The sequence below is a fragment of the Brevibacterium salitolerans genome, assembly GCF_039531405.1.
Lineage (GTDB): Bacteria > Actinomycetota > Actinomycetes > Actinomycetales > Brevibacteriaceae > Brevibacterium > Brevibacterium salitolerans.
In genome coordinates this window covers 708,912-720,532 of record NZ_BAAAPZ010000002.1, presented here as the reverse complement: position 1 = coordinate 720,532, position 11,621 = coordinate 708,912, and the positions used below count along the sequence as shown (strand labels likewise).

General features: G+C 70.5%; 10 protein-coding genes. 5 read left to right on the top strand and 5 right to left on the bottom strand.

Going from position 1 to position 11,621, the window contains the following annotated elements; translation table 11 throughout:
- Positions 1 to 9: 9 nt before the first annotated feature.
- The 5 genes from sufC to ABD240_RS04265 all read right to left on the bottom strand — a co-directional run bounded on the left by sufC (position 10) and on the right by ABD240_RS04265 (position 4,599).
- Positions 10 to 765, bottom strand: coding sequence for a Fe-S cluster assembly ATPase SufC (gene sufC, locus ABD240_RS04285; RefSeq protein WP_291792199.1), 756 nt, complete (start codon positions 763 to 765; stop codon positions 10 to 12).
- A gap of 106 nt (positions 766 to 871) precedes the next feature.
- Positions 872 to 1,189: a non-heme iron oxygenase ferredoxin subunit gene (locus ABD240_RS04280; protein WP_291792196.1), complete on the bottom strand. Its 318-nt coding sequence runs from the start codon at positions 1,187 to 1,189 to the stop codon at positions 872 to 874.
- Positions 1,186 to 2,337, bottom strand: coding sequence for a Fe-S cluster assembly protein SufD (gene sufD / locus ABD240_RS04275; RefSeq protein WP_291792194.1), 1,152 nt, complete (start codon positions 2,335 to 2,337; stop codon positions 1,186 to 1,188). Before sufD ends, ABD240_RS04280 begins: the two co-directional genes overlap by 4 nt.
- 61 nt (positions 2,338 to 2,398) lie before the next feature.
- Positions 2,399 to 3,853 (bottom strand): Fe-S cluster assembly protein SufB, encoded by a 1,455-nt coding sequence (sufB, locus tag ABD240_RS04270; protein ID WP_425546986.1) that lies wholly within the window; start codon positions 3,851 to 3,853, stop codon positions 2,399 to 2,401.
- Positions 3,850 to 4,599 (bottom strand): helix-turn-helix transcriptional regulator, encoded by a 750-nt coding sequence (locus ABD240_RS04265; RefSeq protein WP_291792191.1) that lies wholly within the window; start codon positions 4,597 to 4,599, stop codon positions 3,850 to 3,852. The genes sufB and ABD240_RS04265 overlap by 4 nt, the downstream gene beginning before the upstream one ends.
- A 120-nt stretch (positions 4,600 to 4,719) precedes the next feature.
- On the opposite strand from ABD240_RS04265, the gene ABD240_RS04260 reads away from it, so the two are divergent.
- The 5 genes from ABD240_RS04260 (at position 4,720) to ABD240_RS04240 (ending at position 11,260) form a co-directional block, all read left to right on the top strand.
- Positions 4,720 to 5,634, top strand: a complete 915-nt coding sequence (locus ABD240_RS04260; protein ID WP_291792188.1) for an ABC transporter ATP-binding protein — start codon at positions 4,720 to 4,722, stop codon at positions 5,632 to 5,634.
- On the top strand, positions 5,631 to 6,419 hold the full coding sequence (locus ABD240_RS04255; RefSeq protein ID WP_344335423.1) for an ABC-2 transporter permease: 789 nt from the start codon (positions 5,631 to 5,633) through the stop codon (positions 6,417 to 6,419). Before ABD240_RS04260 ends, ABD240_RS04255 begins: the two co-directional genes overlap by 4 nt.
- A gap of 233 nt (positions 6,420 to 6,652) precedes the next feature.
- Positions 6,653 to 7,609: a COX15/CtaA family protein gene (locus ABD240_RS04250; protein ID WP_344335421.1), complete on the top strand. Its 957-nt coding sequence runs from the start codon at positions 6,653 to 6,655 to the stop codon at positions 7,607 to 7,609.
- A 31-nt stretch (positions 7,610 to 7,640) separates the two neighbouring features.
- Positions 7,641 to 9,368 carry an ABC transporter ATP-binding protein gene (locus ABD240_RS04245; RefSeq protein ID WP_344335418.1) on the top strand — a complete coding sequence of 576 codons (1,728 nt, stop codon included), beginning with the start codon at positions 7,641 to 7,643 and terminating at the stop codon, positions 9,366 to 9,368.
- Positions 9,365 to 11,260: an ABC transporter ATP-binding protein gene (locus ABD240_RS04240; protein WP_344335415.1), complete on the top strand. Its 1,896-nt coding sequence runs from the start codon at positions 9,365 to 9,367 to the stop codon at positions 11,258 to 11,260. The genes ABD240_RS04245 and ABD240_RS04240 overlap by 4 nt, the downstream gene beginning before the upstream one ends.
- Positions 11,261 to 11,621 lie beyond the last annotated feature (361 nt).

Here is an 11,621-nt window from a genome sequence, read left to right as displayed (position 1 = left end):
CTCCACGGATCAGGCCTCGACCAGGAAGCGGTCGTAGCCCTCGGCCTCGAGGCGGTCGGCGAGCTCGGGGCCGCCGGACTCCGCCACACGGCCGTTGACGAGCACGTGCACGCGGTCGGGGGTGATGTAGTTGAGGATGCGCGTGTAGTGCGTGATGAGCATGACGCCGAGGCCGGTCTCCTCCTTGGCCTTGTTCACGCCCTCGGACACGATGCGCAGGGCGTCGACGTCCAGACCGGAGTCCGTCTCGTCGAGGACGGCGAAGAGCGGCTTGAGCATCTGCAGCTGCAGGATCTCGTGGCGCTTCTTCTCACCGCCGGAGAAGCCCTCGTTGACGTTGCGGGACGCGAACTCCGGGTCCATCCGCAGGTTCTTCATCGAGGCGCTGAGCTCCTTGGTCCAGGTGCGCAGCTTGGGGGCCTCGCCGTCCACGGCGGTCTTGGCCGTGCGGAGGAAGTTCGTCACCGTCACGCCGGGGACCTCGACCGGGTACTGCATGGCGAGGAAGATGCCCGCCTTGGCGCGCTCGTCCACGCTCATGGCGAGGACGTCCTCGCCGTCGAGCGTGACCGTGCCGCCGGTGACCTCGTAGCGGGGGTGGCCGGCCAGTGCGTAGGCCAGCGTGGACTTGCCGGAGCCGTTGGGGCCCATGATGGCGTGCGTCTCGTTGGTGTTCAGCTCCAGGTCGATCCCGCGGAGGATCTCCTTGCTGCCGGCCTCGGTGACGACGTCGACGTGCAGGTCGTTGATCTTCAGAGTGCTCATTTCAGCCTTTTCTCTCGGGCTGCGCCCCGCCTGGGGCGCCAAGACGTGTGGGGTGGTTCGGTTCACGCGGGTGCGCACTGGTGCGGCCGCGCGGTGGTGCAGGTGCTCAGGACTCGCCGACGTCGACGAGGATCCGGCCGTCGCGTTCGACGCACTCGAACACCTCGACCGGCTCGAACGCCGGAGGGGACGTGGGCTCGCCGGTCGTGAGGTCGAACGCGGAGCCGTGCAGCCAGCACTCGACGGTGCAGCCGGACACCTCGCCCTCGGCCAGTGAGACCTCGCCGTGCGTGCACAGGTCGTCGACGGCGTGGACCTGCCCGTCCTCCGTGCGCGCCACGCAGACCTCCCGGTCCGCGACCATCACTCGCACGGCCGTGCCGGGGGCCAGCGCGTCCGCGTCGAGCACGGGGGTGAGGCTCACAGGACGCTCCGCGCGAGCTCTTCCTCGATCCGGTCGTGGAGGACGGACTCGACCTCCTCGACGCCGATCTTCTGGATGACCTCGTTGAAGAACCCGCGCACCACCAGGCGGCGGGCCTCGGACTCGCCGATCCCGCGGCTCATGAGGTAGAAGAGGTGCTCCTCGTCGAAGCGGCCCGTGGAGGAGGCGTGGCCGGCGCCCTCGATGTCGCCGGTCTCGATCTCCAGGTTGGGCACGGAGTCCGCGCGGGCGCCGTCCGTGAGGATGAGGTTGCGGTTGAGCTCGTAGGTGTCGATGCCCAGCGCCTCCGGGCGGATGAGCACGTCGCCCACCCACACGCTCCGCGCGTCCTTGCCCTGCAGCGCCCCCTTGTACATGACGTTCGAGGTGGCCTTCGGGGTGTTGTGGTCCACGTAGGTGCGGTGCTCCAGGTGCTGGCCCGCGTCCGCGAAGTAGAGGCCCAGCATCTCCGCCTCGCCGCCGGGGCCGGAGTAGCGCACATTGGAGTTGAGGCGGACGATATCGCCGCCGAGGCTCACGGCGATGTGCTTGTACTTCGCGTCCCGGCCCACGAGCGCGTCGTGCTGGCCGAGGTGGACGCTGCCGTCCTCCCACAGCTGCAGGGAGGCGAGCGTGAGGTCCGCGCCGTCGCCCACGACCACGGACAGCAGCTCCGAGTAGCGGGCCCGGCCCTCGTGCTCGAGGACGAAGGTGGCCTTCGAGTGGCGGCCCACCGTGATGAGGACGTGGCCGTGCACCGTCGCGTCGTTCCCGTCCGCGTGGACGATGACCGGCTCGGCGAGCTCCACGCCGTCCGCGAGGTGGTAGTGGCGCACACCGGCCGCGTGCGCCGCGGCGAGGGCGGCCGGACGGTCCTCCGGCGCGAGCACGCCGTGCGCCTGGGCGGCCGCGAGGTCGATGGTCTCCACCGTGACGCCGTCCGGCAGGGTCTCGCCGAACGTCAGCGCCGCGGTCTGCGAGGCGGGCTCGAGCAGGTCCGCGAGCTTGCGGACCGGGGTGAAGCGCCACTCCTCCTCCCGGCCGGTGACGGCCGGGAAGGCATCGACGGAGAAGCTGCGCGTGCGGTCCGCCCTGCCCTGGGCGGGCACCTGGACACCGCTGGGCGCGGATTCGAGGGTCTGGGTCATTGAGGGGTCTCTCCTTGTGAAGGGGTGCGTACTGCGGGTGTGCCTGCGGGATGCGCGGGCATCAGCCCACAGCGCCCTCCATCTGCAGTTCGATGAGGCGGTTGAGCTCGAGCGCGTACTCCATGGGCAGCTCGCGGGCGATGGGCTCGATGAAGCCGCGGACGATCATCGCCATCGCCTCCGTCTCCTCCATGCCGCGCGACTGGAGGTAGAACAGCTGGTCCTCGCTCACCTTGGAGACCGTCGCCTCGTGGCCGAGCGTCACGTCGTCCTCGCGGATGTCGATGTAGGGGTAGGTGTCCGAGCGCGAGATGTTGTCCACGAGCAGGGCGTCGCAGAGCACGTTATTGGACGAGCCCTCCGCGCCGGGGTGGATGTGGACCAGACCGCGGTAGCCGGCGCGGCCGCCGGAGCGCGCCACGGACTTCGAGACGATCGAGGACTGCGTGTGCGGGGCCGCGTGGACCATCTTGGAGCCGGTGTCCTGGTGCTGGCCGGCGCCGGCGAAGGCCACGGACAGCGTCTCGCCGCGGGCGTGCTCGCCCGTGAGCCAGATGGCCGGGTACTTCATCGTCACCTTGGAGCCGATGTTGCCGTCCACCCACTCCATGGTGGCGCCCTGCTCCGCGATCGCGCGCTTGGTGACGAGGTTGTAGACGTTGTTGGACCAGTTCTGGATCGTCGTGTAGCGGACGCGCGCGTCCTTCTTCACGATGATCTCGACCACTGCCGAGTGCAGCGAGTCCGACTTGTAGATGGGCGCGGTGCAGCCCTCCACGTAGTGCACGTAGGAGCCCTCGTCCGCGATGATGAGCGTCCGCTCGAACTGGCCCATGTTCTCCGTGTTGATGCGGAAGTAGGCCTGGAGCGGGATCTCGACGTGAACGCCCTTGGGCACGTAGATGAACGAGCCTCCGGACCACACGGCGGTGTTGAGCGCGGAGAACTTGTTGTCGCCGGAGGGGATGACGGTCCCGAAGTACTCCTCGAAGAGCTCCGGGTGCTCCGCGAGCGCGGTGTCCGTGTCGAGGAAGATGACGCCCTGGCGCTCCAGCTCCTCGTTGATCTTGTGGTAGACGACCTCGGACTCGTACTGCGCGGCCACACCGGCGACGAGACGCTGCTTCTCCGCCTCCGGGATGCCCAGCCGGTCGTAGGTGTTCTTGATGTCCTCCGGGAGGTCCTCCCAGGACTGCGCCTGGCCCTCCGTGGAACGGACGAAGTACTTGATGTCGTCGAAGTCGATGCCGGTGAGGTCCGCACCCCAGGTGGGCATGGGCTTCTTCTCGAAGAGGCGCAGGGCCTTGAGACGCCGCTGGAGCATCCACTCCGGCTCGTTCTTCAGCGCGGAGATGTTGCGCACCACGTCCTCGCTCAGGCCGCGGCGGGCCTCTGCGCCGGCGTCGTTGCTGTCGTGCCAGCCGTACTGGTACGCGCCGATGTCCTTGAGCTCCGGGTTGAGCTCGATGATCCGGTTGGGCTCAGTGGTCTCTGCGGCTGCTGTGGTGTCGGTCACCGCGAACCTCCTTGGTTGTGGTCGGATGCCGGCCCGCCCAGAAGGGGCCTGGCCAGTGCGGACGTGGGGATGTGGGTGGTGCAGACGTGACCGCCTCCGGCCAGCGTGGACAGCCGGCGGACGTCCACGCCCAGGTACTCGGAGATCACCTCGAGCTCCGCCTCGCAGAACTCCGGGAAGCGCTCGGCCACGTGCTGGATGGGGCAGTGGCCCTGGCACAGCTGGAGCGCCTCCATCGGAGTGCCTGCGGCCACGGGCGTGGTCGAGGCGGCGTAGCCCTCCTGCGCGAGCGCACGGGCGAGCCTGCGCGAGCGCTCCGCCACGGTGCCCTGGGCGGGCTCCCCGGGACGGAAGTCGTCGAGCCGCTTCCGCAGCGACTCCCGGAGCTTGCCCGCGTGCTCCTGCGCGAACGAGCCCACGAGGGCGTCGCCGCCGGTCTCCCGCAGGAAGGTCAGCAGATCGAGCGCCAGCTCATCATAGGTGTGCGAGATCCTCGCATGGCCCTCCGCCGTGACCGTGTACTGTCGTGCGGGCCTGCCGCGCCCGGCCTTCTGGCCGGTGAGCGTGCGGACCTCGATGAGGCCGTCGGCCTCGAGTGCGTCGAGGTGCCTGCGCACCGCGGCGGCCGTGAGATCCATCGTCTTCGCCAGGGACGAGGCGGACACGGGTCCCTGATCGAGGACGAAGCCGAGCACGCGCTGACGCGTGCGGCCGTCCTCGGACGATGCGGACTCCGCAGCTGCCACTGTCACCTCCCTCAGCCGAACGTTCAGCAACAAGTGTCTTACCTAAATACGCGATTGTAAACGAAGGAGCCCCTAAGCCTGGAGATCCGGCCGGGCTCGTGAGGGTAGGGTGGATGCGCTATGACGACTGTGCCCCTGTGCATTCACGACCTCTCCCTGTCCTACGGGAGCCGCACCGTCGTCGACGGCATCTCGATGACGGTGGAGGCAGGCGAGGTCCGCGCGCTGCTGGGGCCCAACGGCGCCGGGAAGTCCTCGACGGTCGCGTGCGCCGTGGGCCTGCGCCGCCCGGCCGGCGGCAGCATCCGCATCTTCGGCGCGGACCCGCTCACGGAGCATGCGCGCACCGCCGCGCTGGCCGGCGTCATGCTGCAGGACGGCGGCCTGCCGATGTCGGCCCGCCCCCTCCCCGTGCTCGAGCATCTCGCACGGCTCTACGAGGACCCGGCGGATGTGAGCGATCTCGCACACCGGCTCGGCATCGACCAGTTCGCCTCGCGCACCATCCGCCGGCTCTCCGGCGGTCAGCGGCAGCGGGTGGCGCTCGCGGCGGCGATGGTCGGCAGGCCGCGGCTTCTGTTCCTCGACGAGCCCACCGCGGGACTCGACCCGCAGGCGCGCATCGCGGTGGACGAGGTCATCGCCGAACTCCGCGCGGACGGCGTGGCGATCGTGCTCACCACTCACGACATGGCCGATGCGGAGAAGCTCGCGGACACCGTCACAGTGATCGACGACGGACGTGTGATCGCGGCCGGCACGGTGGGAGAGGTCGTGGGCTCGGCCGCCCAGCGGACCGTGCGCATGGTGACGGAGGGCGAGCCCCCGGAGCCCTTTCTGCTGGCGCTGGCCGCGGAGGGCGTCCTCCATGCGGACCGGACCGTCCTCACCCTCGACTGCGGGGCGGAGCCCGAGGTCCTGCACCGTGTCACCGGCATCGTCGCCGCGCACGGGGTCGCGCTGCGCACCCTGGAGTGGAGGGGCCGCTCCCTGGGCGACGTCTTCCTCGAGCTGACCGGGAGGTCCCTGCGATGAACGAGACCTCTGCGATGCGGACGGGTACAGCGGGCTCGCCCCTGCCCCTCCGGCGCGTGCTCGCGCAGACGCGGTTCGAGACCGTGACGGTCCTCCGCAACGGGGAGCAGCTCCTGCTCGCCGTCATCCTTCCCCTCATCGCGCTGTTCGCGCTCTCGCGGACGTCGATCCTCGCCTCCCTCGGCGGCGCGGACGCGGCGGCCGGCGGGGCGGACGCCGCGCAGACGGCCACCGCCGGGGTGCTCGGACTCGCGGTCGCCTCGACGGCGTTCACCGGGCAGGGCATCCAGACGGCCTTCGACCGCAGGTACGGCGTCCTCCGCCAGCTCGCCACCACCCCGCTCGGCGCCGGCGGCGTGATCGCGGGGAAGCTCGGCGCCGTGCTGTGCGTCCTGTCCGTGCAGACCCTGCTGGTGCTCGGCTGCGCCGCCGCGCTGGGCTTCTCCGCCGCCCCCGTGAGCTGGCCCGGCCTCGTGCTCTCGCTCCTCGCCGGTGCGGCCGCACTGGTGGCCTGGGGAGTGCTCATGGCCGGGACGCTGCGGCCCGAGGCGACGCTGGCAGTCGCGAACCTCCTGTGGGTGCTCATGGCCGTCGCGGGCGGCCTCGTGCTCGCCCGCGACGGCGTCTGGGGCACGGTGGTGGGACTGCTGCCGCCGGGGGCGCTGGGCGATGCCCTGAGGTCCGCGGTCACCGCCGGCACCGTCGACTGGGCCTCGCTCGCGATTCTCCTCCTCTGGGCACTCCTGGGCGGCCTGGCCGCGCGCCGCTGGTTCTCCTTCGACTGATGGCACTCCGTCGACCGAGCCGTGCCGTGTGCGGCCGAGATGCGAGGGGCCGAGCTGTGAGACGGACTGAGCCGAGCGGCGGACTGCGCGATGATTCCCGCTGAGCACGAGCACTCCCCCAGGACGTTCCGGCTGCACAGCCGCGCGGATGCTGCCGCACGGATGACGGCCCGGGACGCACCGCGTCCTCCCGAGACACACCGAGTCAGACCCAGAGAAGAGGCATCAACGACGTGACCACCGGCACCCGCTCCACCACTCGGCTGCAGAGATCGCTCGCCTGGACGATGCTCGTCGCGCAGTCGGTCCTCGTCTTCACCGGCGCCCTGGTCCGGCTGACGGGCTCCGGCCTCGGCTGCGCGGAATGGCCCACCTGCAACGACGGGAACCTCACCCCGGTCGGCGAGCTGTCGATGCACTCCGCCATCGAGTTCGGCAACCGCCTCCTGGGCGTGGCCCTCGCGGTGGTGGGCGTCCTCACCATCCTCCTGCTGTGGCGGTCCCGGCGTGCGCGCCCGGACCTCTTCTGGTTCGCCGTGGGACTCACCGCGATCGTGCCGGTCCAGGCGGTCCTCGGCGGGATCTCCGTGCTCACGGAGCTCAACCCCTGGATCGTCGCCGGCCACCTCGTCCCGTCGCTCCTCGCCGTGGCGGCGAGCGCGCTGTTCGTCCGCCGGGCCTACGACTCCGGTCTGCCCGCCGAACCCGCGGGCACCCGGGCGCAGCGCATCCTCGCCTGGACGGCGTACGTGTGCGTGTGGATCACGGTGGTCATGGGCATGCTCGTCACGGGCGCGGGCCCCCACGCAGGCGACGAGGCCAGCGCGCGCAACGGCCTCGACACCCTCCTCATGGCCCGTCTGCACGCCGCGCCCGTCTACGTCCTCTGCGCCGCGCTGCTGGGACTGCTCGTCCTCAACCGGCGACAGGCGGCGGACGATCCCGCAGAGGCTCGGCGCACCCTCGCTCCCCTCCTGGTCACGATCGTGGTCGTGCTCGCGCAGGGCGTCGTAGGATACGTTCAGTTCTTCACCGGCGTACCGTGGATGCTCGTCTCGGTCCACATCGTCGGCATCTGCCTCGTGCTCGCCGCGTCCACCGCCATGCTCGACTCCCAGTACCGTCGGCCGTCCTTCGCTCAGGCGGATGCGCCCCGCACGGACGCAGCGTCACCCATGAGCTCCGTCTGAGCTTCCCGCCCGCTGAGGAAGGACCGCCTCCATGAGGATGCTCCTCGAACTCGTCCGCCGCTTCGTCCTGCCGCAGAAGGGCCTCCTCATCGCGGTCGTCCTGCTGCAGATCGCACAGATCCTCGCCACCCTCTGGCTGCCCACCCTCAACGCCTCGGTGATCGACGACGGCGTCGCGCACGGGGACGTGGGCCTCGTCTGGCGCCTGGGCGGACTCATGCTGGCCGTCACCCTGGGCCAGGTCTCGGCCAACGTCGCCGCCGTGATCGTGGGAGCGGTCGTCGCGATGCGCGCCGCACGGAGCCTGCGCAGCGGCGTCTATGACTCGGTCATGGGCTTCGGCAGCGCTGAGACCTCCGCGTTCGGCTCCTCCAGTCTCATCACCCGTGCCACCAACGACGTCCGCCAGGTGCAGATGCTCATCGTCATGACCCTGACGATGGTCGTCATGGCGCCGTTCATGGCGCTGGGCGGCCTCGTCATGGCCCTGTCGCAGGACCTCGGGCTCTCCCTGGTCATCCTCGCGACCGTCGCGGTGCTCATCGTCGTCCTGGTCCTGATCATCCGGCGCATGGTGCCCTCCTTCGCCGTGATGCAGGAGCGGATCGACGCCGTGACCTCCGTGGTCTCCCAGCAGCTCAGCGGACTGAGGGTGATCCGGGCCTTCACCGCCGAGCACCGCGAACGCGCACGCTTCACCGCCGTCAACGGGGACCTCACCGCCGCCTCCCTGTCCGTGGGCCGCTGGTTCGTGGTCCTCTTCCCCGCGGTCATGGGGATCGTGTCACTGGGCTCCGTCGCCGTCGTCGGATTCGGCGGCATCCGCGTGGACGCCGGCGGCATCGACGTGGGCGTGGTCCTCGCGTTCGTCCAGTACCTCATGCTCATCCTCATGGGCGTGACCTTCGTGGCCTTCATCGGCATGATGATCCCCCGCGCCGAGGTCTCCGCCGGCCGTCTCGTCGAGGTCCTCGACCAGGAGGTCGCGATCGACTCCGAGTCCGGCACCGTGTCCGCGGTCCCCCGTCCCGGCGCCCTCGACCTGCACGCGGTCGGCTACCGGTACCCCGGGGCCGAGGAGCCGGTGCTGCAGGACGTCACGGCGCACGTCTCCCCCGGCGAGATGCTCGCGGTCATCGGTGCGACCGGCTCGGGCAAGACCACGCTGGCACAGCTGGTGCTGCGCCTGCTCGAGCCCACCTCGGGCACGGTGGAGGTGGGCGGCGTGGACGTGTCCGCGCTCTCCCCGGCCGCCTACGGATCCCAGTTCGCGTACGTTCCGCAGACCCCGCAGGTGCTCGGACGCAGCATCGCGGACAACCTGCGCCTGGGTGCGCCCGAAGCCACGGACGCGGAGATCCGCGAGGCGCTCGTCGCCGCGCAGGCGTGGGAGTTCGTCTCGCAGCTGCCCGAGGGCGCGGACACCGTGCTCACGCAGGGCGGCCGCGACCTCTCCGGCGGACAGCGCCAGCGGATCGCCATCGCGATGGCCCTGGTGCGGAAGGCGCCGGTGCTCGTGCTCGACGACAGCCTCTCCGCCCTGGACACCCGCACGGACGCCGCGGTGCGGCGCGCGCTGCGGCAGGTCGACTCGACGGTCCTCCTCATCACCCAGCGCGTCTCCGCCGCCGAGGGCGCGGACCGGATCCTCGTACTCGACGCCGGCCGGCCGGTGGGCCTCGGCACGCACGAGGACCTCATGGCCGCATCCGGTGTGTACGCGGAGATCGTCGCCTCACAGACGGGAGCAGCAGCATGAGCACTCCGCACGGAGCGCCTCCGGGGCAGAAGGCCACCCACTTCCGCGCCACCGCGGCGAGGCTCATCGGCCTGTTCCGGCCGCACACCCTGAGCATCGCCTGCGCCTTCGCGGTGCTCGTGCTCGCGACGGCGGGCACCGTGTGGGCGCCCCTCCTCATCGCCCGGGCCACGGACATCGTGTTCGCCGGCTGGCTCTCGAAGGGCATGGAGGCCGGCACGGACCGCGCGGACGTGATCGCGGACCTGCGCGCCCGGGGCGAGGACGATCGGGCCGAGATGCTCGCGCAGCTCGACTTCACACCGGGCGCCGGTGTGGACATGGGAGCGCTCGGCCGCGCCCTGCTGCTGGCCGCGGCGGTCTACGTGGTCGCCCAGGTGTGCATGTGGGCCGGCGGGTGGCTGCTCAACGAAGCCGTGCAGCGGACGCTCCAGCGGCTGCGCGAGCAGGTGGAGGGGAAGCTCCACCGCCTTCCCCTGGCCGTGGTGGACAGGTCGAAGAAGGGCGATCTGCTCTCCCGCCTCAACAACGACGTGGACAATCTCGCCAACGTCCTGAGCCAGAGTGCGCAGCAGCTGTTCACGGACGTGCTCATCCTCATCGGCACGCTCTCGCTCATGTTCGCCCTGTCCTGGCGTCTGGCGCTCATCGCGCTCGCCGTCATCCCCGTGACGGCGCTGCTGCTCGCGCTCATCGGGCCGCGCTCCCAACGCGCATTCACCGCCCAGTGGGAGCGCACGGGTGCGCTCAACTCCCACGTCGAGGAGTCCATCGCGGCCCAGCAGCTGCTGCGCGTCCACGGTGCGCGCACGCGGGTCTCCGCGGAGTTCGAGCGGACCAATGCCGAGGTCTACGGCGCCTCCGTCCGCGCCCAGGCACTGGCCGGGTCCATGGGTCCGGCGATGCAGTTCGCCTCGAACCTGGTGTTCGTCGGGATCGCGATCGTGGGTGCGGTCCAGGTGGCCGCCGGAGCGATGACGCTGGGCACGGTGCAGGCGTTCCTCCAGTACTCGCGGCAGTTCTCCCAGCCCCTGGCCGGCCTGGGCGGCATATTCGCGCAGCTGCAGTCGGCCGCGGCCAGCGCCGAGCGCGTGTTCGAGGTCCTCGACGAGGCCGATGAGGAACCCGCGCCGCAGATCGGGCTGGAGATCACGCACGGACGCGTCGAGTACAGGGACGTGGACTTCTCCTACGATGCGGAGACTCCGCTCATCCAGGGGATGAACCTCGTGGCGGAACCGGGCAGCACCGTGGCGATCGTCGGGCAGACGGGCGCGGGGAAGACCACCCTCGTCAACCTCCTCCTGCGCTTCTACGACGTCGACGCGGGCGCGGTGCTCATCGACGGCACGGACATCAGGACGGTCTCGCGCGAGTCGCTGCGGGCACCCATCGGCATGGTGCTCCAGGACTCCTGGCTGTTCGAGGGGACCATCTACGACAACATCGCCTACGGACGGGAGGGCGCCACCCGTGAGGAGGTGCTCGCCGCGGCCCGCAGCGCCTACGTGGACCGCTTCGTCTCCCATCTGCCGGACGGGTACGACACGGTGCTGACCGAGAGCGCGGACAACGTGTCCACCGGTGAGCGCCAGCTCATCACGATCGCCCGCGCGTTCGTCTCCGCTCCCCGCATCCTCGTCCTCGACGAGGCCACGTCCTCCGTGGACACGCGCACGGAGGTGCTCGTCCAGGAGGCGATGGGCTCGCTGCGCAGCGGCCGCACCAGCTTCGTCATCGCCCACCGGCTCTCGACGATCAGGAACGCGGACGTGATCGTGGTGATGGACGCCGGGACCATCGTGGAGCAGGGCACGCACGAGGAGCTCATGGCCGCCGACGGGCGCTACGCCGCCCTGCAGGCCGCACAGTACGCGGACGGCACCGTGTGAGGGATCCGCGCGAAGGGCTGACATCGGAGGGGCTCATCAGGACCGGAGCCGCGGTCGCCACACTCAGTGCTTCTCTCTCGCACCGATTCAGGCACCTCTGCCGCAGTGTGGAGATCGCTGCGATCACGGCTGACGGTCACCTCCGCTCCGGTGACGAGGCCTATCGCAACAGGGTGTTCCTGCGCCACTACTGCGTCCCGCTCCTCGGACCCGATCGTGTGCGGGGCGATGCTGAGTATCCGGGAGACGCAGCGGCGGCACGCGGCTTCAACGGAGATCTCGCGATGCATCTGCAGCGGTGGCGCAGCGCGGCGCCGGATCCGGCCCTCGGTGTGCGGATGGCCCGGAAGGCCCTGTTGGC